The organism is Sphingomonas sp. ABOLG, assembly GCF_003950435.1.
Classification (GTDB): Bacteria; Pseudomonadota; Alphaproteobacteria; order Sphingomonadales; family Sphingomonadaceae; genus Sphingomonas; species Sphingomonas panaciterrae.
The window spans coordinates 117213-143722 of sequence record NZ_QQWW01000008.1 but is presented as its reverse complement, the minus strand read 5'-3'; the positions used below and the strand labels follow the sequence as shown (position 1 = coordinate 143722).

At 67.2% G+C, this 26510-nt stretch carries 20 protein-coding genes; 5 read left to right on the top strand and 15 right to left on the bottom strand.

The genetic code is table 11. From position 1 onward, the window contains the following. Window positions 1-26: 26 nt before the first annotated feature. The 10 genes from CA236_RS11270 to CA236_RS11230 all read right to left on the bottom strand — a co-directional run bounded on the left by CA236_RS11270 (window position 27) and on the right by CA236_RS11230 (window position 15112). On the bottom strand, window positions 27-2006 hold the full coding sequence (locus CA236_RS11270; RefSeq protein ID WP_125945663.1) for a hypothetical protein: 1980 nt from the start codon (window positions 2004-2006) through the stop codon (window positions 27-29). Window positions 2007-2013: 7 nt separating this feature from the next. Next, a complete protein-coding gene (locus tag CA236_RS11265) occupies window positions 2014-4365 on the bottom strand; it encodes a sensor histidine kinase (protein WP_125945662.1) in 2352 nt (783 codons plus the stop codon). A 10-nt stretch (window positions 4366-4375) separates the two neighbouring features. Then, window positions 4376-5179 (bottom strand): phosphoadenosine phosphosulfate reductase family protein, encoded by an 804-nt coding sequence (locus tag CA236_RS11260; protein ID WP_125945661.1) that lies wholly within the window; start codon window positions 5177-5179, stop codon window positions 4376-4378. After that, on the bottom strand, window positions 5176-8517 hold the full coding sequence (locus tag CA236_RS11255) for a hypothetical protein (RefSeq protein ID WP_125945660.1): 3342 nt from the start codon (window positions 8515-8517) through the stop codon (window positions 5176-5178). Before CA236_RS11255 ends, CA236_RS11260 begins: the two co-directional genes overlap by 4 nt. Then, window positions 8511-9440, bottom strand: coding sequence for a DUF4007 family protein (locus CA236_RS11250; protein ID WP_277600067.1), 930 nt, complete (start codon window positions 9438-9440; stop codon window positions 8511-8513). Before CA236_RS11250 ends, CA236_RS11255 begins: the two co-directional genes overlap by 7 nt. Window positions 9441-9454: 14 nt before the next feature. Beyond that, window positions 9455-10594 carry a cysteine desulfurase family protein gene (locus tag CA236_RS18790; protein ID WP_164518918.1) on the bottom strand — a complete coding sequence of 380 codons (1140 nt, stop codon included), beginning with the start codon at window positions 10592-10594 and terminating at the stop codon, window positions 9455-9457. Further along, window positions 10591-11295 carry a DNA adenine methylase gene (locus CA236_RS18785; RefSeq protein ID WP_164518917.1) on the bottom strand — a complete coding sequence of 235 codons (705 nt, stop codon included), beginning with the start codon at window positions 11293-11295 and terminating at the stop codon, window positions 10591-10593. The genes CA236_RS18790 and CA236_RS18785 overlap by 4 nt, the downstream gene beginning before the upstream one ends. 248 nt (window positions 11296-11543) lie before the next feature. Further along, window positions 11544-12353, bottom strand: coding sequence for a hypothetical protein (locus CA236_RS11240; protein WP_125945657.1), 810 nt, complete (start codon window positions 12351-12353; stop codon window positions 11544-11546). After that, window positions 12350-13444, bottom strand: coding sequence for a hypothetical protein (locus CA236_RS11235; protein WP_125945656.1), 1095 nt, complete (start codon window positions 13442-13444; stop codon window positions 12350-12352). Before CA236_RS11235 ends, CA236_RS11240 begins: the two co-directional genes overlap by 4 nt. 333 nt (window positions 13445-13777) lie before the next feature. Next, window positions 13778-15112, bottom strand: a complete 1335-nt coding sequence (locus CA236_RS11230; protein ID WP_125945655.1) for a GGDEF domain-containing protein — start codon at window positions 15110-15112, stop codon at window positions 13778-13780. 226 nt (window positions 15113-15338) lie between these two features. On the opposite strand from CA236_RS11230, the gene CA236_RS11225 reads away from it, so the two are divergent. The 3 genes from CA236_RS11225 to CA236_RS11215 are packed head-to-tail and all read left to right on the top strand — an operon-like array spanning window position 15339 to window position 17938. Then, entirely contained in the window at window positions 15339-16811 is a 1473-nt protein-coding gene (locus CA236_RS11225) for a cytochrome ubiquinol oxidase subunit I (RefSeq protein WP_125945654.1), read from the top strand. 3 nt (window positions 16812-16814) lie between these two features. Next, window positions 16815-17822 carry a cytochrome d ubiquinol oxidase subunit II gene (cydB, locus tag CA236_RS11220; RefSeq protein ID WP_125945653.1) on the top strand — a complete coding sequence of 336 codons (1008 nt, stop codon included), beginning with the start codon at window positions 16815-16817 and terminating at the stop codon, window positions 17820-17822. Then, window positions 17822-17938 (top strand): DUF2474 domain-containing protein, encoded by a 117-nt coding sequence (locus tag CA236_RS11215; RefSeq protein ID WP_082102772.1) that lies wholly within the window; start codon window positions 17822-17824, stop codon window positions 17936-17938. The genes cydB and CA236_RS11215 overlap by 1 nt, the downstream gene beginning before the upstream one ends. A 58-nt stretch (window positions 17939-17996) precedes the next feature. Here CA236_RS11215 and CA236_RS11210 read toward each other — a convergent pair whose 3' ends face one another. The 3 genes from CA236_RS11210 to CA236_RS11200 all read right to left on the bottom strand — a co-directional run bounded on the left by CA236_RS11210 (window position 17997) and on the right by CA236_RS11200 (window position 20612). Further along, entirely contained in the window at window positions 17997-18851 is an 855-nt protein-coding gene (locus CA236_RS11210) for an MBL fold metallo-hydrolase (RefSeq protein WP_125945652.1), read from the bottom strand. Window positions 18852-18940: 89 nt separating this feature from the next. Then, complete coding sequence (locus CA236_RS11205) at window positions 18941-19486, bottom strand: DUF4142 domain-containing protein (RefSeq protein WP_052742470.1); 546 nt, start codon at window positions 19484-19486, stop codon at window positions 18941-18943. 418 nt (window positions 19487-19904) lie between these two features. Next, the gene (locus tag CA236_RS11200) at window positions 19905-20612 is read right to left on the bottom strand and encodes a PaaX (protein ID WP_125945651.1); all 708 of its coding nucleotides are present in this window, start codon (window positions 20610-20612) and stop codon (window positions 19905-19907) included. A gap of 135 nt (window positions 20613-20747) precedes the next feature. Between CA236_RS11200 and CA236_RS11195 the strand changes: the two genes are divergently transcribed. Further along, window positions 20748-21647, top strand: a complete 900-nt coding sequence (locus CA236_RS11195) for a fatty acid desaturase family protein (protein WP_125945650.1) — start codon at window positions 20748-20750, stop codon at window positions 21645-21647. Window positions 21648-21654: 7 nt separating this feature from the next. Here CA236_RS11195 and CA236_RS11190 read toward each other — a convergent pair whose 3' ends face one another. Then, window positions 21655-22992 (bottom strand): dicarboxylate/amino acid:cation symporter, encoded by a 1338-nt coding sequence (locus CA236_RS11190; protein WP_125945649.1) that lies wholly within the window; start codon window positions 22990-22992, stop codon window positions 21655-21657. A 179-nt stretch (window positions 22993-23171) separates the two neighbouring features. Then, window positions 23172-23786: a TetR/AcrR family transcriptional regulator gene (locus tag CA236_RS11185; RefSeq protein WP_046408189.1), complete on the bottom strand. Its 615-nt coding sequence runs from the start codon at window positions 23784-23786 to the stop codon at window positions 23172-23174. A gap of 196 nt (window positions 23787-23982) precedes the next feature. Here CA236_RS11185 and CA236_RS11180 point away from each other — a divergent pair, with 196 nt between their 5' ends. Beyond that, window positions 23983-26424 carry a TonB-dependent receptor gene (locus tag CA236_RS11180; protein ID WP_125945648.1) on the top strand — a complete coding sequence of 814 codons (2442 nt, stop codon included), beginning with the start codon at window positions 23983-23985 and terminating at the stop codon, window positions 26422-26424. Window positions 26425-26510 lie beyond the last annotated feature (86 nt).

The window sequence follows — 26510 nt, the reverse complement described above, 5'->3', positions numbered from 1 at the left end:
TGGAGCGGATCATGTCCTCGACCTGGTCAGGCGGCCACCACAGCTTCCGCGTCGTCCTCGATCACCATGGCGGGATCAACGCTCAGGAGCTCCTCCATCGCCTCTTCCGAGAGCTTCAGCGTGAGCTGTAGCCAGGCCGCGTCCTTGTCGGTGTCGGGCTTGCCCGCAATCTTGATCGTCGTCGCCAGCGGCCCCTTGTCTTTGGTCGCGGCCCCCTTGACGAGGAAGCCGCTGAGTAGCTGGTCCTCGTTCTTCTCGCGCAGGAAGTCGGCCAGCTTCTTGGCGTCGTCCGGCAGGAGGCTCGCCGCGTCCACGGCGCGCACCTTCTCCACCAGCGAGTGGACGTACGAGCGCCTCAGCAGCACCCGGTGGCCTTTGGCGAGGTCCCCTCGCTCTGGGAGCACCGTCGCGGTCGCGGGGCCCGGCACCTCGAGCACCTCGAACTTACTGCCGTTCGCGGTCTTCATGCGCAGGTGTACGGTGACGGACGCGTCCACGCCCATCGTCGGAGCGACCGCGAGGCCGATCCTACCCAGGTCGGTGAGCGCGAGCCGCTGCACCTCCTGCGCGTAGAGGGGGCGCAGCGTGCCCAGGAACTCGACGCCCTTCATCGAGCCGAGCGATCCAGTTCCGGACACCGCGAAGGTGTTCAGCGTCTTCGGGTTCCACTTCAGGCTGTAGGCCTTATCCTTGTAGAATATGAATTGGTCGGCCGAGGCGCTGTCTTGGTCGAACGACCGGAGCTCTCCGTCCATCGTGAGGACGCGCTTGACCTTCGGCCCGGATCCACGTGGCACCAGGTCGCAGTCTGGCGTGATGACGACCATCACCCGCTTCTCGCCGATCTTGATGAACATGTCGCCCAAGCGGTGGCGGACGCGGGCTCCCTTCTCGTGCTCGTCCACGCGCACGCGCTGGAAGAGGCGTGCGATTGGCACGGAGGGGCCTTCGAACGCCCCTTCGATGCCCTTGCTCAGCTCGTGATCGTCGATCTTCTTGAAGGAGTCGCTGTTCCAGTCGATCTTCTCGGCGACCAGAGCGCGCAGGTTCTCGCCGAAGAGCCACTCGAGGTAATCGCCCATCCGCTCCCCTTCGCTCGCCAGCCGGAACCGGAACAGGTAGGCGAAGTCTTTGGGCTCCAGGCTGCCGATCTCTTTCAGGACCGCCTGTAACGCTTTCTCGGCGCCCCCCTTCCATTCTTTGAGAGCCCGGTGGAGCACTTGGCCGAAGATGAAGCCCTGGCTGGTGTCGAGCAGCGCGTCGGCCGCCTGGTTGTCGATCTTGAGCTGGTCGCCGTCCTTGCTGACCCACCCCTTCTGCAGGAACTGGAAGCGGACCGCCAGGACGTTCCCTCCGAGCTTCTCGACGCTCTGCCGGAACCTTTGCGCCCGCGCCTTCACTTGCTCGGAGGACATTAGGACTATGGCCGGATCCTCCTCGGGCTTGGAGGTGAGCAGCCGGTTCAGCAGGGCGATCGAGGTCTTACGGGCCTTGGCCTTGACCGCGGTGGTTAGTCCTTCGCCTACCGCGTCCGGGCTGAGATAGTAGTCCAGGAACACGACCTGTGGCTTGAAGCTGGCGAATTGCGTCTCTCCGTCGCCCAGGCCGGCGCGCACAATCGCGATGCCGGTACCGCATTTGCTGAGCAGCGTGACGAGCGGTTCGAGGACGTTCAGCGTGAGGCCCTTCTCGACCTCGAAGCGACCGGCCGGGTCGAAGCGGGCGTCGCGCGTCTCGATGAACTTCACGTAGAGCGCCGCCCAGGCGGCCTGCAACTCGTCGGTCTCCGCCTCGCCGCTCTCCACTGCCGCCGTCGCCGCCGCGATAGTGTCGTCGTCCAGCCCCGCGTCGCGGCAGGCCTGCTGACCGTCGATGCCACCGAAGAAGTCGAGCATGGACCCGGACACCTCGCTGAGGGTCGGGGCGTCGTAGACGTCGTCGATCACCAGGACCCGCTTGATGCCGTTGTCCTCGAAGGCGGCGGAGATCCGCTTCTCATGCCCCATGCGCGATTTACCCCATGTCTAGCACGAACATGTTCACGCGGTCCTTGCGGATTCGCCCCATGTCCGTGTCCATTACGAGCTTCCACTTGTGGTATTCGGCGAGTTCCCGCGCGATGTAGAGGCCGAGTCCGCGTCCTTGCCCGGTGGGTTTCGACGTGATGAACGGTTGGAAAATGCGCTCCCGTCGGTCCTCAGTGACGCCGGGTCCATTGTCCTCCACCGTCAAGCTGCGGTCGGCGGCGTCCAGGACGATCGTGAGGCGCGGAGAGAACCCGGGCTCGAAGCGCTTCTGCTGCTTCAGCCAGTAGGCGGAATTCACCACCAGGTTCTCCAGGATCTGAATCACCATGCCGCGGACGGCCTTGACCGTGAAGGGGGCATCGGGGCGCTGGAAGTCGACGCGGATCTCGTGTCGCTCGAATTCGCGGAAGTGGTTCGACAGCACGTCGTCCACCAAGTCGGCCAGGTCGAAAGTGCTCTTCGACTGCCGCTTCTCGCCTGTGAGCTCGTCGAAAGCGGCGATCCGCTTGTGGAGCGTCTTGAGCTGTTCGCGCAGCGAGTCGATCGTGGCCTGCCGGAGGCTGCCGCCGGACAGCAGGTCCATGGTGTGCCCGACCGCCCGCTCAAGCTCGTGGAATATGAACTCGGTCATGAGCCCGATGCCGGCCAGGTAAACGAACTTCTCCCGTTCCTCGTCCGCCTCGGAGACCACCTTCTCAATCCTGCCGACCAGCGCGGCGGACTGCGAGGTGAGTTGGGCGACGCTTTTCGCCACCTCGCTGATCTCGTCGCCAGCGCTGTCGCCGACCACCTCGCGCAGCTGGCTCAGCGCGCGCTCGACCCGCTTCTGCGTCGTGGAGACGTTCTGGGTATCCTGCTCGGCCGCGCGGCGCTCGATAAACTCGATCTCGTCGGCGTCGTTGATCAGGCCGCGCATCTCGGTGTGGACCACCCACATCAGGATCTTGCGCAGCGCGTCCGCCGCGTCCGACTGGATCAGGCCCTCACGGTTGGTCTGCTCGCTGAGCGCCGTGTGCGGCGTCTCTAGCAGCACGCGGCCGATCACCTGCTGCCTGTTGAGCTTGAAGCCCTTCACCCCGAACGCGATCTCATCCAGTGCGAGCCAGTCGTCGGACGGGTCGCCGTAGGGAAGGATCCGGAACCCGTAGCGGTAGAGCATCGGTCCGCCGCTCCAGTGCGAGATCTCGCGCCTGGTGTCCTGCATCTTCTCGGTGAGGCCGGCGACCGCTTCGACCACACGGCGGTTGAACCAGTATATGTCGCACGAGAAGGACCCAAGCGCCTCGAACGCCGACTGCCGCACCGGGACCAGTTTGAAGGCGGCGTGGCCGCGCTTCGCCCGACGTTTCACGGATTCCTGAGCGAGCGAGAACACGCCCGCTCCGCGCTCGTCGATCTTGATGCTGCGGTGCCGGTAGCGGTAGTCGACGGTGCCCTGAAGCACCGGCTCGCCGTTCTCCATCCTGAAGTCGACGTGGCAGTAGGCGTGCGCCGAGTCCAGGAGCGCCTGCGGTATCGACGGGATCGCGATGCGCTGGCCGTTGTGCCGCGCGACGATCAGTCCGTTGGCGGCTCCCTTCTTGAACGGATCCACCATCCGGGCGATCCTGCCTTGGAGGATGTCGGTGAAGCGGACCTCGTCCCAGTCGGCCTGCAGCGCTGATATGAGGATGCTGGTCCCCTTCTCCGAGGGATCGAACTTCTCCTCGCCGATGACCGGCTCGACGTCGATCTCCTGGATCAGCTTGCGAGTGTCGTGGGAAAAGAGTGCCCAGTCTATGTCGAGTAGGTTCCAGTAGATCTCGCCGGCCTTCGAGGTCTTCACGTGCAGGCGGTCACCCAGCCGCATGGTCGAGAGGCGCCCGATGCCCTTGTCGCCCAGGTTCTTGGCGCCCGCGAGGTTCTCGATGCGGCGCGAGCGGGTACCTACTCGCAGGAACACGTCACGCAGGTCGATCAGCGACATGCCGTCCCCCGTGTCGCGGACCTCGATCGTGTTGATTTCGTCGTAGAGGCCGCGGAGCAGATCTAGGAAGTCGGCCTCGTCCGTCGCCCCCCGCAGGGCGGACATTAGCCTCGCGGCGTCGGGATGCGCGGCATCGATCAGGCAGCTCTGGACGTAGTCCGCCACCGCGCCAGTCGTCTGCCCCTCCTCCTCGATCCGCGCGACGGCTTCCTTGAAGTCGGAGCGAGTGAGCAGGACCTTGACCAGTATCTCGACTCGGGGCGAGCCGGCGTCGACGGCGTTCTTGATGAGTTCGTAGAGGGCGACCTCATCTGAGCTGATCAGCTCCTTGCCAAGCTCCAGCAGCGTCCGGGCCTCGAAGGTGAAGCTCACGCCAGCGGGCTCACAGCGTGCAGATCAGGCATGCGTCGCCCTCCGGCTCGTCGCCGTCCCCGGCGAACACCTGCGCCAGGGTCAGGCCGTCGCTACGGCGCTCGCGCGCAAGGCGTCGCCGCTCGTACTCCTCCTTGATCGCCTGCATGCGCTCCGGCCGCTCGAGTTCCGACAGGCTCTCCCGCTCGCTCCAGGTGAACGTGTTGCCGCTGCCCTCGAACGGAACCTCGTAGGCCTTCGCCTTCTCATAGAGGTCCGGGTAGGTCTCCTTGAGGCGCACCCACTCGATCTTCTGCTGGTAGAAGCAGAAGAAGCAGCCCGAGCGCGAGCGACCCCACTTCGTATAGGGCGGCATGCCGACTCCCGAGTCCCGCAGGATACGCTCGATGTCCGGCAGCTTCAGCCCGTCCTCCTGGAAGGGATAGACCGGCGTGATGTTGGGCTTGTGGCTGATGTAGCCCGAGCGGTTCTCGTCCGCGCGCAGGCCGACGTAGTTGAGCACCGGGTCGTCGCCCACGTGGGCCTCGAAGGGCTTCAGCTTGAGCATCTTGGTGCACCAGCGCCGGTGATTCGACGGGATCATCCCGCCGTAGACGTCGTACCAGTGGTCGAAGCCCAGGTCCGCGTTGAGGCGGTGGACCCGCTTGCCGAGATAGTCCTCGATGCTCTCGAGGTACTGGTAGGTCTCGGGTAGCTCCTTGCGGGTGTCGGAGAAGATGTACTCCATGTCGGGGACGCGGTCCCGCATGTAGATCGCGAGCGCCGCGGAATCCTTGCCCCCCGAAAGGCTGAGCAGGTGCCTGGTCGGCTTCACGCCTTCTCCTCCCGGGCCTGCTCCGGCATCCGCTCGACCAGCAGCCGGCCCAGGATGGCGCCAGCGTCGGGCCGCCCCTCCAGGAGCCGCCGCATCTCGGCCTCGACCTCCGCCGACGAGCGGGGCGCGTCGCCGGCCCGCACGACCATCGATTGCTCCTCGCCCGACGTCGAGACGACGTGCACGGTGCGCAGGTCGGACTTCTGCGCGACCGCCTTGCGGATCGCCGCGAGCCAGCGCACGAGTCGCTCGGCCACGGACCGCGCCTCGAACGCGAACTTGTCCAGGCTGTCGTCGGTCCAGCCGTCGATGCGCCGGCCGCCCAGCAGGCCGGTGACGCCCTCGAGCCGGCGCCGGTCGCCCTCCGGCGCGAGCATCCGCTCCACGAACTGCCGCAGCGTGAAGTCTCGCAGCGCCAGCCGGTGGGGCGCGTAGTCGACCCTGACCTGCTCGTGGACGCCGGCCAGGTCGTCGACCCCGAACGCCTCCGCCAGCGCCGCCGACGCCATCCGGCGCAGGATCGGCTCGGCCTCGGTCAGCTCCAGGATGGCCGCGTTCAGCCGCTCGACCAGCAGGTCGGCGTCGATCTCGCCCGTCGGCGTCACGGCGTCGCAGGCCCGCGGCAGTTCGCCGAACACGAGGTCGATCGGCTCGCGCCCCTTCGCCAGCGCCGAGCGCACCGCCTCGGTGCCAGCGGTGAGGCTCCGCGTCGACAGCGTGTATTCGGGGAGCTTGCGCCACCAGGCGTAGAGCCCCTCCACAATCGGCTTGATCGCGGCGTCCGGCCGGGTGCCGCTGTCGAACACGACGAGTTCCGCCGCGAGCCGCTCGAGCACCTGCCGCCTGTCGTCGGCCTCGCCCAGGTGCCGCAGCGCGAAGTTGCCCGGCGACTTGGCGAGCCGCATGAAGTGCGAGCCGGTCAGCTCCGGCTGGAACGTGCCGCGTTCCATCAGCGCAATGTCGCGCCGATTCGCCAGCATGTAGGCGGCGATCAGGACCAGTGCGGGCCCCGCGCGGAGGCCGTAGGGGATCTCGCCCAGCGCCGACACCAGGTGGTCGAACCGGACCAGTCCCGCCTCCTGGACGAGCGAACCCACCCGGTCCCAGGCGGGTCCCCAGTTGAGCGGGTCGGGATCGGGACGCGAGAATCCGAAGCCTCCGTCCGGCCGTTCGCGGTGAATGCCCGACGCGCCGAGCATGGCCAGGTAGACGGTCCGCTCCGGCGGCGCGCCCTCCAGGCCCAGGAACGGCTCGGTGGCGCTCGTGACCATGAGCTCCAGCAGCCGCATCCGGGCGCTCGCGACCGCGGTGGACAGGCGTCCGCGGTTGATCAGTTCGTTCCGGAGCACCGGCGCGCCCGCGAACGTCTCGTCCAGAAGGTCGCTGATGTGCCGGCTGAGCCCTGCGGCGGTCTCGAGCTCCAGCCGCTCGCCACGGTCGAACCAGGTCGAGCGCGCGCCGACCGAGGGCTGCGTCAGGCCGCCGAGCGTGCGGCCGAGCGCCGCCTCGGCCGCCGACAGCCGGGCCGCGACCTCGCCGCGCGCCAGATCGTCGACCCTGAGCTCCTCGCAGCTGTCTCTGATCCAGCGCCACATCGCGAGTTCGTGTGCCCACTTGAGGTCGGCCGCCTCGATCCGCTGGACGCAGTAGAGCGTGAGCGGCGGCGCCGCGCGCGAGCGCTCGGCGGCGTCTGCCATGACCGAAGTCTCGTCCTGATCGGGATGGAGCGGGAGCACGACTATCGCCCCGTCGCCCTCGCGCGCGGCGTCGGCCGAGGTTGTCACCGAGAACGTGCGCAACGTGCCCGTGCGGTGATAGTGGCGATGGGCGACGATCGGCCGCGCGGGTGGTAGCTGGGCCGCCAGGCCGTCAATGCGCGACACGGCGGGCACCTGCACCCGTGCCTCGTCGATCCAGTGATCCAGGTCGACGCTCGTGCTGGACCACAGGCTGTAATCGTCCCGGTGCGGGCGCCGGTAGAGGATCCGCCGCGCCGCGAGCCGCGCGAGCGCCGCCTCGGCCTCCTCCGTGGTCACGCCCATGGACCAGCCGATCGAGGCGGCGTCGGTCCGCAGGCCGGGCAGGGGGTCCAGCACCGCTATCACGGCGACCGCCTTGAGGGCGTCGGTATCGAGCGGCGGCAAACCCTCGGCCTGCACCAGCGCGTCGAGCGCCAGCTGCCACCGGCGCTCCCGGTCCGGCGCCCGCAGGCGCAGCTCGCCCTGCGCGGCCAGGTAGTCGAAGAGACGGGGCAGGAGGTACCAGCCGTCCGTGCCGTACCGGGTGCGCTCCACGTGATCGCGGAACCCGTGCCGCTCGTGGGACTGGAGGAAGCCGAAGACCGAGCGCTCGTTCTGCCCGAACCGCCGCGCCATGGCGGACAGCGCCGCCACGGTGGCGGGGTGCAGCGGGTAGAGGCTCGGGGCCATGGACCGCAGCTCGGCCGGTGCCGTGTGGAACATGCCCCGCTCGCTGGCGGCGGCGAACAGGGTCCGCGCGTGCTTGGCGACGGCGGGGGCGGCGTCGACCGGCGCGAACGCGTGCGACAACAGGAAGAGGGTCTGCTCGGCGCTCTCGCGGAAGGAGATCTCCTCGTATCGCTCGGCCGTGCGCGACCACTCCGCCTCGATCCATTCGCCCAGGCCCGCCACGTAGTCGGAGAAGCGGTGGTGGAGGAGGGTGATCACGGCGAGCGGGGCGCGGCCGCGCCCGCCCGCGCGCTCCGCGAGCGCCTGGAAGACCGACGGGTCCTCGAGCCTCGGGTGGGACGCGGCGAACTCCAGGTAGCGTCCCATCTCGTCGACGATGAGCAGCAGGCCTCGACCGTTTGTCTCCTGCAGGTGGACGGCCAGATCCTCGAGCGCGGCGAGCGCCGGGCCACCGCGGTCTGCCGCGTCCATTATGCATCGAACCGTGTCGGTCACGGACGTGGCGCCCAGCCGGGCGGCCGCGGCGCCGACGGCGTCGAGCAGGTCGTCCACGAAGCTCGCGCGGCGACCGTTCAGGACGATGGGCTCGTAGTTCGGAAGCTCGGTCCCCGGAGCCAGGATCGGCGCGGCGACACGTGCAGCGTCACCTTCGCCGCGGAGCAGCTTGGCGAGCAGCAGTCCGACACTCGACTTGCCGACCCCGTAGGGGCCGGTGATCCGGAACGCCCGCTGACGGGAGGAGGGGCGCAGCCCGTGGGTGACGCGCAGCACCGCCTCGCGGACGGTCGCGGTGACGATGTAGCCGTCGAGCGCCTCGGGGTCCTCCAGGTCGCGCCGGAGGTCGGTCGACCGGACGTACCTTCGCGTGATCTCGAGGTGGTCCGCGATGGTGGAGGTCGGGTTCACCATGCCAGCTCCTCCAGCGCGTCCACCGAGCCCCTGCGGGTCGCAACCAGGTCCACCCCGCCGGCGCCGTCATCGCGCAGCTCGAGCCCCCGGGCGGCGGCGCACAGCGCATCCAGCCGCTCGTGCAGGCCCGCCTCGTCGAGTGCGAACACCATGCCCGGCGATCGGCGGGACAGCATCAGCGAGCGCAGCGAGACCGCGGACGAGCCTGGCGACGTGCCCGTCCAGAAGTCGTGCACCGCGAACGCGAAGGCGGGGATGCCCAGCGTCGGCTTGGGACCGCGCGACAGCCGCAGCGTCGGCGTGCCGAGCACGCTCTCCTCGCGCACGAGGTCTAGCTCCTGCAGCGGACAGCCTAGAGCGTCCTCCGGCACGGTCACGCCGTCGCTGCGGCCCGCGTCGTAGCTCCTCACCAGGATGTCGACGTGTGCGCCGGCAGTGTTGGGCGAGATGCGCGAGCCAGCCGCCTCCGCGCAGCCCGTCACCGCGGTGACGAGGCGCTGGCGTGGGACGATCGCGTCGCGCATGTCCAGGAAGAAGGTCGACCAAGCGCCCAGCCGCGCGCGCGTGGTTAGCAGCCAGTGGAGCCGCCACAGGGAATCGACGTCCTCCAGGTACGGATCCCGCCCGGTCGCCGGGTCCAGCAGACGCTTCGCGAGGCCGGTCGTCACGACCTGACGCCCAGCCTGCTCGGTCAGCCCCAGCGCATCGCCCCAGAACCGGATCGACTTCACCATGTTGCGACCCAGGCCGAGCGTGAGGATCGCCCGCTCGTCGGACGAGAACACGTCGGCCGAAGCCGTCACCGCGTCGTAGAGCTTGGGGAGCCACCCGTAGCGGATCACGAAGGACTCGTGTCCCGAGAACTTCAGTCCGCCTTCGTCCGTCCACGCCCCCGCGGCGCGGGCGGACCTCGTCGCCACCATGTCTTCCCCCGCGTTCATCGCCGTTTCTCCACCGATAGCGCGTGAACCGCATCGATTACCAGCGTCGCGGCTCGAACTATCTGATCCGCCGTGGTTCCACGGCCGAGACCGAACCGCACCGCGCCGGTCACGCGGTCCGCCTCCAGGCCCATGGCCGTCAGCGTGCGCGATGGCGCGATCGCGCCGGAGCTGCAGGCTGACCCGGTCGACGCGACCACGTCAGGCAGCCTCGCGAGCAGCGCGTCGGCGTCGATCCCGAGGAAGGACATGTTCAGGTTGCCGGCTACTCGGTGTTCCGCCGATCCGTTGACGACCGCTTGCGGGCAGCCGTCCAGTAGCGCGCGCTCCAGCTGGTCGCGCAGGGTGGCCAGCCGGCGCTCCTCGTCCCGCATCGTCGCCGCCGCGAGCGCGCAGGCCGCGCCGAAGCCGACGCAGAGCGCCGTTGGCAGCGTTCCTGGGCTGAGGCCGCGCTCCTGCCCGCCGCCGCTGGCGATCGGGCGCATGGTCTGCATCAGGTCGCGGCGGCAGTAGAGCGCGGCGACCCCCTGCGGGCCGTAGAGCTTGTGGGAGGAGACGGCGCCGGCGGCGATGCGGTCGCAGTGCACGTCGGTCGGGATCCGGCCAGCGGCCTGCGCCAGGTCGACGAACAACGGGACCGAAAGGTAGTCGCACAGGTCGCCGATCTCAGCGATCGGCTGGATCGTGCCGACCTCGTTGTTGACTGACATGACGGCGACGACCGAGGCGTTGTCGCCCGCTACCTCGGCGACGGCCTCCGGATCGACCAGGCCATCCTCGCCGACGGGCACCTCAAGGACCCGCACCGCCGGCTCCAGTGCCGCGAGCGTCTCAATCACGCAAGGGTGCTCGATCGCAGACCGGACGACATCGGTCCCTGGCCGGGCCAGGCTGCGCAGCGCGACGTTCGTCGCGATGGTGGCGCTCGGGACGAGGACGATTTCGTCAGCGTCGGCCCCGATCAGCGCAGCGACCTGTCCGCGGGCGTGTTCCACCGCATCCGCTGCCTCGGCCCCCAGCGCGTGCGCGGAGTGGCTGTTCGCCGGGCGGCGCAGCCAGGGCAGCATCGCGTCGACGACGGCGTCGTCGACCGCGGTCGTGGCGTGCGCGTCGAGGAAGATGCGGTCCCGCGTCACCTGATCCGCTCCGCTATCGCGAGGACGTCTTCCGCGAACGTGTCGACGATGTCGCTGAGCATCGCGGCGCGCTCGATGGGCGGTGCGCGGCGCAGGCGCTCGACCTGGGTGCGACGACCGCGCCTGATGCGCTCGCGCTCCCTGAAGTCGTCGCCGATGTAGCTGTAGTCGTGCAGGCGGTGGTCGGGCTCGAAGTTCGTCCAGACCGCCTCGTGCACCGGGCCGGCTTGCGTTTGGTTCGGGACCGCGTGCCTGTGCCATTCGCACAGCGCGGCCTCGTAGGCTGGATTGTCGTAGCCGCTGATCATCACGTGGCAGGGCAGTCGGACGAGGATGTCCAGCAGCTCTGCGTGGTGCTCCCGGCTGTAGTCGTGCCGGTAGCAGCGCGCGCGGCGCCTGGCGTCGGGCCAGTATGGCGGGTCCGCGTAGACGAGTTCGCCGCCCGAGAACGCGAAGCCGCGCAGGAAGTCGACGGCGCAGCCATGGACGAGCTCCAGCCCCGGCGAGGCCGTCGCCCGCCAGCGATCGAGCACCTCCGCGTCTATCTCCACCCCGATCGACCGTCGCGCCGGCCGCTTGCGCCGGAGCACCGCGCCGCCGCCCAGGTGCGTCTCGATGTAGGTGGTGTGCGGCGGCATCAGGCTGATGATGCGCTGGTATGCCCTGCCCTTGCCGCCCGGATACGTCATGTCGCGGAGCATCGCAGATTTTCGCGATGAATGCAAATCGGGGGCGGGGGTCTGCACGGTTTTGCCATCGACGCGGGATCAGGTCGACACGAACCGATCGCTCGGTAGCCCGGCCCATCCTGTCGGCGCGGGCCTGGTCGGCCCGGTGGCGGTGGTCCGGGGAGGCGACTGTCGAAGGATCTCGGGGATGGGGTCCGCGCCTGCTATCTCCGGACTGCCCGAACCCATCCCGGTCCCGCAGGCCATCGCGCCACGCGCCGCTATGCGCCGATCTCGACGCTGTCCGCGTTCAGCTGGAAGCGGGTCCACCCGTCCTGCAGGCGCCGATCCGCGGTATGGTCGGGCGATGTGACGACCTCGGTGATGAGCCTTCTGTCCAGTTCCGAGATGCCCGTGGCCACCAGATCGCCGAGGCGGCGGCCGACCGCGGCGTCGAGCAGCACATGCGGCAGGACGTCACCGAGATCCAGCGCGAAGCCGTGGTAAATGGCGCTCCCGATCGCGACTTCGGCCGAGAATTCGGGCAGGTGTCTGCCCGTCTGGGTCAGCTGGAACCGCCGTTCGCCCACCCACGTCTGCATGTATGCCATGTCGTTGGCGACGAACTGGAGGTAGTCGTCGTTGCTGGCCATGCGTTCGGCCGGGCCGTGGATGTCGACGCCGTCGGCGCGAAGTATCTCCTTCAGCAGCCGATCGATCAGGATATACTCGGTCGGAAGGTCCGCCTGGCCGCCCGGTGCAAGACCCCGGCCGAGCGCCACCTCGTGCATCTGCAAATGGCGATCGAGATGGTTCATCAGCCAATCTTGGAACGGCGTCTGCTCCACTGCCGCGAGGTACTCCTCGTCCCGTCTTTCGGCGAAGAGGGGCGAAGTCGCCTCGTGGGGCAGGTTTCCAAAACCGAAGATGAGCCATCTGAGCCCTACCGACCAGGCCGCGACCTCGTGTTCGACCCACTGCCGGTCAGGGCTGACGGACAGCTTGAACTGTCCCGGCGAGCGCGCAAGGCGGATGTCCGCTACGGTTAGCCCTGTCGCCGGCAACCCGGCACCATCCTTCTCCGTCATCATCTCAACCCCCGGTCACCGACGCTCGATCCTGCGGTGCGAGGTCGGCCAGTGGCTCCGTCGATCTCGCAGGCCGGCACCATCAGTCGCAGGCTGACCAGGTCATCCGCGTCGTCGTCGAAGATGTCTGGATCCGGGGCCGTAGGCTTTCCGCAGCTGACAATGACCGCCTCCCCCGGCAACGCCGCATTGGCGAAGACCGCCCCGACCGACCGGCCCGGGAGAGAGTTCATGAGCGTTTCGGGGAGCCGCGCCCCGCGGACGGTCAGCTCCCGGTGCTTCAGGCTCCATCCGCCGGATCGCGGGACGATCCATCCCTCGATCCTCCCGTCCAGCTGGATCAGCGTCCCATGAAGTTCCTCGCTCCCGCATGCCGAGAACGAGATGTGGACCCAGCCCTCCCTTGCCACGACTTCGATCGCCTCCGAAGCAGGTACGTGTGCATGGCCGAGGATTGCCAGGGCGGTGTGGTCGATCCAGCCCAAGGCGCCCGTGGCATCGCTGCGTCCGCGCGCGACGATCCGTCGTCTGTGATCGTCCATGGCCCTGGAAACCTGCCTCTGGAGCGGCTCCAGGTCGGGGGCCGTTATGCGCTCGATCCCCATCTTCAGGTCGTGACCGAGCATCTCCAGGTCCGCGGTGATGCCGGGCTCGACGTTCATGAAGTCGAAAGTGGCGCCCAACGATGCCAGCTTCGGCGGCATCGGCCCCTCCGCCGCCGCCCGGATGATCGGCTCGATCGACGATAGGGCACGTTCGACGAGGTCGCTGTGGCGGCGCATCGTTCCGAATTCGTGGGCCAGCCCGAGCATGTCCCATGCCCGATCGGCGAAGCCGCTGCAGCCGGAGTCGGCCAGGGGGAGGGCGTATCGGAACTCCGCGCGGCGTTCGCGGGTCTTAGGCACGGCCCTGATCTGCGTCTGGCATCGGCGGGTGTCGGCGGTCTCCCGCGCGAGTGCGATCTCGAAGGCCCTGACCCAGGGCAGGGCCGCAAGTTTCGAGTTCGCGATCCTGAGTATCTCACCGAGTTCGATGGCGCGGAAAGGCGTAACAGCCGCAGGGATCGTGATGCGGGGAGGGGCGGCACGGGTCATGGGCCGACCCTCCGCTCCTTTGGGGAGATCGACGGGTGGCCGAAAGCAGGTAAGCCCATGCTAGCCCTCCGCTGCCAGCGCAGGACGCGACGATCGCCGCTGCCGGCCGTGGGAGGGCAGGGCAACCCGCGTTCTGCAGCGGTCAAATCCAGCCCCCGCAACCACCGCCGCAGAACTCTCGGTTCTGCCGCGGTCGAACACCGTCCCCGCAACCAAACACACACACGCCGCCCTTCAGGGCGGCGTTGTCGTTTGTAGGGCCTGGCCAAGGAACTGGAACGCAAGGCGGCTGGCCGACACAGCCGCTCGTGCTGACTGCGCTGGGGAGCGGCATCAGCTCGCTGTCGGCGCTATCTCGATTCGGTTGCGGCCGGCCGCCTTCGCCCGATACAGCGCCGCGTCCGCAGCCTTGATCAGATGCGCCTGATCGGGATGGCCATGATGCTCCGCCACCCCCATAGACGCGGTGATCGCCAGTGGATCGTCGCTCCCGGCATCGATCCGCGTCTTCTGCAATGCAGCCCGGATACGTTCCGCAATCTCGTGCGCCTGCCCGGCGTGCGTTTCGTTAAGCACGATCAGGAATTCCTCGCCGCCATAGCGGAAGACGAAGTCGCTTGGTCGCACATGATCCATGACGATCTGCGCCACCTGACGGAGCGCCAGATCACCGGTCTGGTGCCCGTGCCGATCGTTGATCCGTTTGAAATGGTCGACGTCGAGCAGGATGATGCACAGCCCGCTGTCGTTCGCCGTGGCGAATTCGATCTCCCGCCCGAGGATTGCCGGCAGGAACCGACGGTTCAGCGCGCGGGTGAGCGGGTCGCGCCCGCTTTCGAGCGCCGTCAGGCTTTGAAACAGCTCCATGACCAGCGCCGATACCCGGCTCACCGCGGCCTGCAGTTCGGACAGCGTCTCCATGCGCTGGTTCGGACCGCCAGTCGTTTCCAGTTCGGGCAGCAGCACGCGGTCGATCCGCTGTGTCTCCGCCAGCAGGTCCTGGTAGATCACCGATCGTTCGAACATGAAGCTCGCGCGGTGCCGCAGCCACAGCCCGAAGGGAGAATCCAGCAGCCGCGTTAGCCCGCGATCAGCCTCCCCCTGCAACAGGCTGAACAGCGTCTTCTGGCTCCACTCCATCAGGCTTGCCTTCTGCGCCTCCTTCTCGGTGGAGACGTCCTGATCGATCGAGAACAGCCGGTATGCCTCATCTAGCCGAGCCCGAGCAGTTGTGTCCTTCACATAGGCCTGGCTCATCATCATGATTGCGACGTCGATCCGCTCATGCGCCAGCTGGAGCGCCGCCAGGCAGCGTTGCGGCTCCGCACGCGCGGAGAAAAGCTGCGCCAGCCGCGCTTTCAGTGTCGCCGCGCCCTGCATCACCAGATGAATGGGAATGTTGATCCGCGCGTGAACCTGCCCGATCACGCGCTGGCTTTCCTGCAGGCGTGGGCAATCGCGGATATCGGCCTCGTCGAACAGCGCCGTCAGCCAGTCGAGCAGTGAGGCGCTCAGCCGCCCGTGGACCACCGAATGGCTGAGGAACCGCTGCGCCTCTTCGTCCTGCAGCAGCGTGTCGTAGAAACGCGCCACCATATCGGCGCCATGCTCCGATGCGATCTGCCGCAGGATTGCGACGCTATCGCCCAGAGCCTCATTCGCTACCATTTCACCTAACACCTAACGATTGCACCATCGACGCGGGTGCCGACCAGACCTGCCTCCCCTGCCTTTGGTGTGCTCTGGTTAGCAAAAGGTCGACGGGTGCGCATCCGTCGGTTCCGGACGTGCGTCCGCCGGCCCCTGTGGGACTTACGGGTATCGCCGTGGTCGGCTTCGGCCTCAAGATTCCGCACACGTCCGGCGGTTGCGCGCTTCTTGAGGATGAACGCCGATGTTCGATGGCCTTGATGCACTGCTCCTCGCCCGCATCCAGTTTGCCTTCACGGTCAGCTTCCATTTCATCTTTCCGGCCTTCTCGATCGGGCTGGCGAGCTATCTGGCCGTTCTTGAGGGCTTGTGGCTGCGCACCGGGCGCGCGGTCTATCTCGACCTGTTCCGCTTCTGGCTGAAGATTTTCGCCATCACCTTCGCCATGGGCGTCGTGTCGGGCATCGTCATGTCCTATCAGTTTGGCACCAATTGGGCGGTCTTCTCCGACAAGGCGGGGCCCGTGATCGGTCCGCTCATGGCCTATGAGGTGCTGACCGCTTTCTTCCTGGAGGCAGGATTCCTCGGCGTCATGCTGTTCGGGATGAAGAAGGTCGGGCGGTCGCTCCACTTCTTCGCCACGCTTATGGTCGCGGCGGGCACATTGATCTCCGCGATCTGGATCATCAGCGTCAACAGCTGGATGCAGACGCCGACCGGCTATGCGATGAATTCGGATGGCCAGTTCGTGCCGGGGCCGGACTGGATGGCGATCATCGTCAGCCCCAGTTTCCCCTATCGGCTGCTGCACACCGTTCTGGCCGCCTATCTGACCACGGCCTTCGTGGTCGGCGCGGTCGGCGCCTGGCAATTGCTCAAGCAGCGACGTGGCCATTCCGTCGCCTCGCACGAGGGCAGCGATCCCCGGGAACTGATCGCCGACGCACCGCGATCCGGCGAGGCGGCGCGGACCATGTTGTCGATGGCGATGTGGATGGCCGCGATCGTCGCCCCGCTGCAGATCATCGCCGGCGACATGCATGGGCTCAACACGCTCGATCATCAGCCGGTCAAGGTGATGGCGATGGAGGGGCACTATCAAAGCTACCCTGATGGCGCGCCGCTGATCCTGTTCGGCATCCCCAATTCACAGGAGCGGCGGGTCGACCACGCGGTGGAGATCCCCAAATTGTCGTCGCTGATCCTGAAGCATGATCTGAACGCCCCGCTCGCGGGGCTCAACACCGTGCCCCTCGCTGAACAGCCGCCGGTGGGGATGGTGTTCTGGGCCTTCCGTATCATGGTGCTGACAGGCCTGGCGATGCTCACGCTCGGCCTGTGGAGCCTGTATGCGCGCGCCACCGGCCGCTTGTACGATACGCCCCTTCTGCATCGCGCGGCGGTGCTGATGGGGCCGTCGGGGTTCGTGGCGGTGATCGCTGGCTGGGTGACAACCGAGGTCGGACGCCAGCCCTACACGATCTACGGCCTGCTCACGACCGCGGACAGCGTGTCGCCGCTTGCGGCACCTGCCGTCGCCGCCTCGCTCGTCGCCTTCATCATCGTCTATTTCGCGGTGTTCGGCTTTGGCACCTGGTACATCCTTCGCCTGATGAACAAGGGCGTGCAGATCCACGAGCCCGAACCAACAGAGGGTTCGGGCCCGATCCGCACCGCCGGCATCACGCCTGGTCCCACGCAACTGGCGGGAGCCTGAGCCATGGGCGTCAACATCGACCTCACGATCGTATGGGCCTTCATCCTGGCCTTTGCGGTCTTCGCCTATGTGGTGATGGACGGGTTCGATCTGGGGATCGGCATCCTCTTCCCCGCCTTTGGCGTCGGGCCGGAGCGCGATCAGGCGATGAATGCGATCGCGCCGGTGTGGGACGGGAACGAGACGTGGCTGGTGCTCGGCGGCGGAGGGCTGCTGGCGGCCTTTCCGCTGGCCTATGGCGTGGTGATGACCGGGCTCTACCCGCCGATCATCGCCATGCTGCTCGGCCTGGTCTTTCGCGGCGTCGCCTTTGAGGCGCGCTGGCGTGATCCGGCACATCGCGCCGGCTGGGATTTCGCCTTCACCGCCGGCTCGTTCGTCGCTGCCTTTTCGCAAGGGGTGATATTGGGCGCGCTGCTCCAGGGGGTGACGGTTGCCGACCGCGCCTATGCCGGCGGGTGGCTAGATTGGGCGAGCCCGTTCAGCATGCTCACGGGGATCAGCGTGGTGTGCGGTTATGGCCTGCTCGGCGCCACCTGGCTGATCTGGAAGACGGAAGGGCCGACGCAGAATCACGCGTATCGCCTTGCCGCCCGCTTCTTCCAGGCGACCCTGGTTGCTATCGTGCTGGTCAGCTTCTCCACCCTCGGCCTCGACGCCGATTACCGCCAGAAATGGCTGGGCGAGCCGGCGATCTATCTCACGTCTCAGGTGCCGCTGCTCAGCGCGATCATCGCCTTCGCCTTTCACCGTTCGCTGCGCCGCCGGCGCGAGGCGCGACCGTTCTTCCTCGCGCTGGCCTTGTTCCTGGTGAGCTTTATTGGGCTGGGGATCAGCATGTGGCCCTATGTCGTGCCGGAGGCGCTGACGATCTGGGAGGCCGCGGCGCCCGAACGCAGCCAGATATTCATGCTGGTCGGCGCGCTGGTGCTGGTGCCGATCATCCTGGTCTACACGGCCTGGTCCTATTGGGTGTTCCGCGGGAAGGTTGGCATGGAGGGTTATCATTGATGGATATGGACGTGCCCTTGTGGCAGCGGGTCGGGTGGATGGCGTTCATCTGGGCGCTCAGCGTATCTGCCGTCGGGATCGTGGCAACGCTGATCCGGTTCTGGCTGAAGACCTGACGTTCCGCTGCCGCTGACCGCGGAACACCTCGTCCGCTTGTCGCCGTCCGCTGGGCTACTACAGCGGGCGGCCCGCCTGGCAGCGCTCCAGTTCGACCGGATCGTGCGCGCAGGCGATCGATACGTCCCCGCGGCGTTCCAGCGATAGCGCGCGCAGCCGGTCCTGATTGCCTAGGCGATGCTCCGCGCTGACCTCCATCAGCCGCTGATAGGCGCGCAGCCCCGGCGTGCATCGCCGCCGCGCGGTACGCATCTCGCCGCGATAGAAATAGGCGTCGCCCGCGTGCAGCAGCCAGCGCCCGTCATCGCGCTGCACCGCGACGCCGGCATGGCCCCAGGTGTGGCCGGGTAGCGGGATCATCAGGATCTCGGGCGGCAGCCCGGGCAGGTCGCGCACCGCATCGAACCCGAACCACGGCTCCCCGGCCGAGCTGTACCGGCGCCAGTTACGCACATCGTTGAGCTGCGGCGTGCGCCAGCGGTTGCGCGCGACAAAGGCATCGTGCGCCGTCGTCGCATCGTCGAACTCGCGCTGCATCACGTGCACGGTCGCCGCGGGAAAGTCGTCCAGCCCGCCGGCATGGTCGAAATCGAGGTGCGTGACGATGATGTGCCGCACGTCGCTGGGGCGAAAACCCATCGCCTCGACCTGCCGGATCGCGGTATCTTCCTCGCGCAGCTTGATGTTCAGCATCGCGCGCCACGGCCGCGGGATGCGGATCCGCCCGTGTTCATGCGGATGGTGCACATCGTTCAGGCCATAGCCGGTATCCACCAGCACCAGGCCGTGAGCATCGGTTTCGATCAACAGGCAATGGCAGACGAGCGTGCCGTGAACGCCCAGGCTGCGCCCGTCGTACAGCGCGCCACCCACCGGACAATCGGTGCCGCAATTCAGGTGATGGATCCGCATAAGGGTTTGCCCATGTGCAAGGGGAGGGCGCCGCGCCGCAACGCCCCCCCGGTCACGCGCGGCGATCACCGCCGCGCGCGGGTCATGACTTACATGCTACCGGACTTCGCGGTCGCTTTCATCATGCGCTGCGCGTCGGTCAGGTGCTGGCGCACGACGGGCACGGCCTTGTTGGCGGAGGAACGCAGCGCCGGCTGGTCGCCGCCGGTGCCATAGCTGCGGTGCAGGTCAAGCGCGGCCTGGTGCGCGGGCACCTGCTGCGCCAGGTACAGGCGGTCGAAATCGCCCGGCGCCGCATTCTGCAATTCGGCCAGCGACGCGGTCACACCGGCATCGAGTGCCGGGGGTGGCGGGGTCATCCCGGCCTTGCGCGCGGCGGCCATGGTCGCTGCCGTGGTGGTCTGATGGTGATCGATCAGCATCTGGGCATAGCGTTTCACTTCTGGCCGCTGCGCCTTCTCCAGCGCGATCTTGCTTGAATTGATTTCGTAGAGGTCGCTCTTGCCCGCCGCCATCACATAGGGCGCGGCCTGGGTCTTCGCTTCGGGCGGGGGCGGCGGGGGCGGGGTTTGCGCCATTGCTGGCAACGCGGTTCCGGCCAGCGCCATCGCCATGGTAAGACCAAATGTCTTCATCATCATTCTCTCCTGTTGTGCGTCACGGGCGATGGGGATCGTGCGTGCCTGTCGCGACAAGGTTCGGCAGAAGGGCCGGCCGACGCTTCCTTGCGCAGGTGCTGCGAGCGGTCCGAGGCGTGAAGCGCGGGTGTCGTCGTTGGTCTAGCGATGCGCGCCTCACCGACTTGCGCTTCCGGACACCTATTTTGTCCCTCGCGCTGGGGCGGCGGCCCGCAATTGTTCCGTTGATCCTCCATTCCCCGGCAAGGAAGCCCCTGCCTGTTGCCTCCAACAAACGAGCGGGCGGATGGTCGCGTCAGTGCCAGGCGCTTTGCCAAACTTTCTGAGCAACTTGGATCAACTTGGCGGCTACTTCGACCGCCCCCGCTTATTCTTCATGGCGGCGCTCACGAGGTCCTTCGGGCCCGTGCAGACTCTATGCCACCTGGTCCCAGGCGGCTTTGCCCACCGCATCATAATGCCGCATCGCATCGATCATCGCCGCGCGCAGCCCGGTGTCGATCAGGGCGGAGGGCAGCATCGGATCACGATTGATCGCGCGGATCACCGATTGGCCAAGCAGCAATGTCTCGCGCGCCGCCCCGTCGGCGGTCATCGTCGGCAGCCGCGCGGCGCTGGCGTCCATCTCGCCGATCCAATGGCGATACCCCGCCTCGATCGCGTCGCGCGGCCACAGCGCCTTCCAGGCTGAGTCATCACTCGAACATGCGTCGCCGATGATCGTCGCCTCGCGGTCGAGCCCGATCGCATGAAGCTGCCGGGCAAGCTGCGGCATCGGATCGGCCAGATTGTGTGGCCGCACCCAGGCGCCCGACGGCGTCCGCGCCAGGCCATGGAGCGTCAGCGCCCGTTCGCGTTCGCGCAGCCGGCGACGGTCGCTGCGACCCAGATGGTCGACCAGCACGATCAGCCATCGCCCGTCCCAGTCCCGCACGCGCGTTTCCGCGCTCGCCCAGCCACGTGCCCGCTCGTCGAGCGCCTTGCCGCCGGGACCGATCGCGTACAGCCCGCGTTCGACCTGCTGCACCGTGCCCTCGCGGCACAGACGGCCCAGCGCCACGCGCATCGCGCCGCCATCCAGGCCCATTACCTCGCCGCGCCGCACCAGCTCGGCGACCCGCATCGGGCGCCGCACCGCTGATAGGAACCCCAGTGCCAGCGATCGCCCGGACAAGGGGGCTCGCCAGTCTTGTAACGAAAATTGACTCACGCCGTCATTATGCGTTACAAGTTGTCCGGTCATTCGGGGAGCCTACGCATGAAGCCCGCACCGATCACCGATTTTCTCAGCAAGGATGAACTGGCGGCGCTGATGCGACCGTCCAACCTGCGCGGCGCCTGGACGATCGCGGTTAATTGGGCGATCATCGCGTTCGCCTTTGTGCTGGCGATCGCCTGGCCCAATCCGCTGACGATCGTGCTTGCCGTCCTGCTGCTCGCCGGGCGCCAGCTCGGGCTTGGCATCATTGTTCATGATTGCGCCCACCATGCGCTGTTCGCCTCGCGCCGTGCGAACGAGATCGCGGGCCAGTGGCTGGCGGGCTATCCGATGAACACGTCGCTGGCGAAATACCGCAGCTACCATCTGAAGCATCATCGCTTCGCCGGCACGCCGCAGGATCCCGACATCGGCTTCGTCCGCGCCTACCCCGTCACCCGTGCCTCGCTGCGCCGCAAGTTCGTGCGCGACCTGACCGGGCGCACCGGCGTTCGGGATCTGGCGCGCGAGCTGAAGACGTTCCGGCTGGCGGAGCAATGGCCGTGGGTCGCGTTCCACCTCGCCCTGTTCACCGCGCTTGCGCTCGCCGGCGGCTGGTGGGCCTATGGGCTGTGGTGGGCGGCGCAATTGTTCGTCTATCCCGCGATCGTTCGCCTCCGCCAGATCGGCGAGCATGGCGTGGCGGAGGAGCGCAGCGATCTCGACCCGCGCCGCAACACCTCCACGACCGTCGCGCGCTGGTGGGAGAAGCTGTTCGTTGCCCCCAACGACGTTCACTTCCATCTCGAACACCATCTCGCGGCGGGTGTGCCGCCCTATCGGCTGCGCGCGATGCACCGGCTGCTGGTGGCGCGCGGCTATTACGACGGTTTCCAGTGCATCTCGCGCGGCTATGCCGACGTGATCCGCCGCGCGGTGCAGCCGCTCCCTGCGCACTGACCGCGCTTCACCCGGCCGGCACTGCCCCGGCCGGCTGCTCGTCGATCGGCACCGCCCGGCCGGACAGCGCCGCGTCGAGCTGCTCGCGATCCAGCCGCCCCTCCCAGCGCGCGACCACGATCGTCGCCACGGCATTGCCGATGAAGTTCGTCAGGCTGCGGCATTCCGACATGAACCGGTCGACACCCAGGATCAGCGCCATGCCCGCGATCGGCACGTCGGGCACGATCGACAGTGTCGCGGCCAGCGTGATGAAGCCGGCACCCGTCACCCCCGCCGCGCCCTTCGACGACAGCATCGCCACGCCCAGCAACAGCAATTGCTGCCCCAGCGTCAGCTCGACGTTGCACGCCTGCGCGATGAACAGCGCGGCGAGCGTCATGTAGATGTTGGTGCCGTCCAGGTTGAACGAATAGCCGGTCGGCACGACCAGGCCGACGACCGTCTTGGGGCAGCCCGCCCGCTCCATCTTCTCGATCAGCGAGGGCAGAGCGCTCTCCGACGATGACGTGCCCAGCACCAGCAGCAACTCGGCCTTGAGGTACGCGATCAGGCGAAAGATCGAAAAGCCGCACAGCCGCGCCACCGCGCCCAGCACCACGATGACGAACAGCAACGACGTCAGATAGAAGGTGCCGACCAGCGCGGCGAGATTGGCCAGCGTTCCCACGCCATAGCGCCCGATGGTGAACGCCATGGCGCCGAACGCGCCGACCGGCGCCGCTTTCATCAGGATCGCGACGATCTTGAACACCGCAAGCGACACGTCGTTCAGCGCGACGAGCAGCCGGTTGCCGCGCTCGCCGATCATCGCCAGCCCGATGCCGACCAGGATCGCGACGAACAAGGTCTGCAGGATGTTGCCGTCGGTCAGCGCCGACAGGAACGTGTCGGGGATGATGCTCATCAGGAACCCAGTCAGCGTCGTCTCGTGCGCCTGTTCCGAATAGGTCGCGACCCTCGAGGGGTCGAGCGTCGCAGGATCGATGTTGAGCCCCGCGCCCGGGCGCACGACATTGGCGACGATCAACCCGACGATCAGCGCCAGCGTGGAAAAGAACAGGAAATAGGCGAACGCCTTGCCCGCCACCCGCCCGACCGCGCTCAGGTCGCGCATCCCGGCGATCCCGGTGACGATCGTCAGGAAGATCACCGGCACGATGATCATCTTCACCAGCTTGATGAAGCCATCGCCGATCGGCTTCATCGCCTCGCCGGTGGCGGGCGCGAAATGGCCCAGCAGCACGCCCGCGGTGATCGCGATCAGCACCTGGACGTAAAGGTGCGAATACCAGCGCGGTTTGCGGGGCAGCGAAACCGCTTCCAATGTAATCAAGCCGATCATCCTCTCAGCATCGCCGGGCTACGGCCCAACGGGGGCCGCGCCGACAATGATAGAGGACGTTGGCGGCTTTGCGCACGATCAGAAATCGCGTCGGCTGCAATTCGCCGTGCAAAAGAACGGGTGTGGCCCCCGGAATGACAAGGGAAGCGGCGGGCTTCAGCCCCGCACCGGCGCCTGGCTCAGGCGGTCGGCCACATCATCAGGCTGGTCTCGACCACGCGTTCCAGCTCCGCACGGCTCGCGCCCGATCCGGCCTGCACCGCCATGCCCTGCAGGATCGCGTAGAGGTACGACGTCAGCGCCTCGGGATCGACATGGTCGGGCAGGTCGCCGTCGCGCTTGGCCTGGCGAAACCGTTCAACCAGCGCCGCCTGCGACGAGGCGCGCCGCTGGATCACGTCGGCCTTGATCGATTCCGCCTCCGCGCCGCACGCGGTTGCGCTGATTACCCCCAGGCACCCCTTCGGATCGCACTTGCTGGTCTGCGCATCGATTGCGCCGCGCATGAAATGCTCGGCCACCGCGCGCGCGGTCGGCTGCTCCAGCGCCTCGCGGGTATAGGCCAGCTTCTCCGCCTCGTAGAGGTCCAGCGCCTTGTGAAACAGCGCTTCCTTGTTGCCGAATGCCGCGTACAGGCTGGGCTTTGTGATTCCCATCGCCTCGGTGAGGTCGGCCATCGACGCGCCCTCATAGCCCTTGGCCCAGAACACGCCGAGCGCCTTGCTCAGCGCCTCGTCGACGCAGAACTCGCGCGGGCGTCCCTTCGCGGCGGCCGGTGCGGTGATCGATTCCATAACGCTTAGTATATAAGGATTTGGCGCGATCTCTCAAGCGCCCGGGCGGCGCGCATCCCTCCCGCGCCATCACCCTGGCACAAGTGGCAGGTCCGCCGCACCCTTTCCGATCGTACAAGAACATGCCGGTTCTGCGACCGGCAAAGAACGAGAACGGCGTGACACGCGCCGCACGTCTTTATGGGAGGAAAATGTGATGTTGCGTTCTACCGCGTCCATCCTTGCGCTGGCGATATCGACCGTCTCGGTCAGCGCGGCGGCGCAGGAAGCCGCCTCGGCCAGCGCCAATCCGGCAAATGATCCCGTCGCACCGGTGCCCGCCACCAGCACGGCCGACGCCACGCGCAGCCCACAGGCGGACGACGGTGAGATCATCGTCACCGCGCAAAAGCGCGAACAGCGGTTGCAGGACGTGCCCGTCGTGGTGTCTGTGCTTAACCAGCAGCAGCTCGAAAATGCCGGCGTGCGCGACGTCAAGGATCTCCAGACGATCACCCCCGGCCTCAACGTCACCTCCTCCACCTCGCCCGCGCAAACCTCGATCCGTATCCGCGGCGTCGGCACGGTTGGCGACAATCCCGGCCTCGAAAGCTCGGTCGGCACGATCGTCGACGGCGTCTATCGCGCACGCAGCGGCGTCGCCTTCGGCGACCTGGGCGAACTTGAGCGGGTGGAGGTGCTGAAGGGCCCGCAATCGACCCTGTTCGGCAAGAACATGTCGGCCGGCGTCATCAACGTGATTTCCGCCTCGCCCAGCTTCAATCCATCGGCCGAATTCGTCGGCAGCTACGGCAATTACAACGCCTGGACCGTGTCCGGCGCGGCGACCGGCGGGCTGATCGGCGATACCGTCGCGGGCCGCATCTTCGCGTTGAAGCGCGAACGCGACGGCTTCTGGAAGGTGCGCACCGGCGCCGGCCCGCGCACCAGCACGCGCGCCGACAATGAAAACAACTGGACGGTACGTGCCCAGCTGCTCATCCGCCCGACCGACCGGGTCGACATCCGGCTGATCGGCGACTGGTCCGAACGCGACGAGGATTGCTGCGTCAACGCGCCCAGCATCGCCGGGCCGACCGCCGCCTTCGTCGATGCGCTCGCGCCGGACGCCGGTACGCTGCGCAACGGCAAGCCGTTCGACCGCATCACCTACGCCAACCGCCCAACCGATTTCCGCATCCGCGACCGCGGCGTCTCGGGCCAGCTCGACTGGGAATTGAGCGACGCGCTCAGCCTCACCTCGATCACCGCCTATCGCTATTACAAGTCGAACAGCGGCGTCGACATCGACTATTCCTCCGCCGACATCTGGTATCGGGGCTCGGACGGCAATTCGAACCAGTTCAAGGTGTTCTCGCAGGAGGCGCGGCTCGCCTATAACAGCGAGAGGATCAACTCGATCCTCGGCGTCTTCTACGCCGACGAGCGGTTGGAAGCGCGCCAGAACACCTTCTTCGGCAGCGATTACGAACGCTATTTCGGCCTGCTGCTGTCCGGGGGCACCAATCCCAATGCGGTCTCGGCGCTCACCGGTATCGCCGCGGGCAGCAATTTCGTGCCCAACACCGGCCAGCGCGATTTCCACCGCCACCGCGCCTCGTCCTTCGCGGTCTTCACCGACAATACCTTCACGATCGCCGATGGTCTCGATCTGACGCTGGGCATCCGCTACACTGACGAGGTCAAGCGCACGACCTCGCACTACACCAACACCTCGCCCGCCAACGCCTGCGCCGCCGCCCTCGCGCGCCGGCTCCCGGCGGCGGCGATCACCGCGCTCTGCTCGCCCACCTCGGATGTCGCGTTCAACGATGTGACGACGCAGCAGCGCCGCCCGGAAAACCGCTGGGCCGGCTCGGCCAAGCTGCAATATCGCTTCTCGCCCACCGTCATGGCCTATGGCTCCTACGCCAACGGCTTCAAATCGGGCGGCTTCAACCTCGATCGCGCCCGCACCGCGATCGGCGTCATCAATCCCGACACGTCCTTTGCCACCGAAAAGGTCGAAAGCTACGAAATCGGCACCAAGACGAGCTGGCTCGGCCAGCGGCTGCTCGCCAACATCGCTGCTTTCTACCAGACGTACACGGACTTCCAGCTCAACACCTACACCGGGGTCAGCTTCGTCGTGACCTCGATCCCAAAGGTGACGTCGAAGGGCGTCGACCTCGACCTTCTCTTCAACACCGGCATCCAGGGCCTGACGCTGAACGCCGGCGCGACCTATGCCGATACGAAGTTCGGCGACTTTCCCCCGCCGCTGCCGAACCTGACGCGCCTGTCGGGCAACCAGCTGCCCTATGCGGCGAAGTGGAACGTCACCGGCGGCTTCACGTCGAAACAGCCGATGACCTCGGATCTCAACTTCCTGTCGTCCGCGTCGCTCAAATGGACGTCGAGCTACAATACCGGCTCCAACCTCGATCCGTTGAAGGTGCAGCAGCCGTTCGCCTTGCTCAACGCCCGTGTCGGGATCGAACCGACCAACGAGGCCTGGTCGCTTGAGGTCTGGGCGCAGAACCTCACCAACTCCAACTATTATCAGGTGATCGTCGATCAGCCGCTGCAAAGCGGCACTTATGGCGCGTTCATCGGCCAGCCGCGCCTTTACGGCGTGACCGGCCGGGTCCGCTTCTGATCGCGACAGCAGCCGGTTCGCGCGGGGGCGATGCTTTTGGCCTTGCCCCCGCGGCTCCGATCCAACACTCATTCTAAAACAGCCGG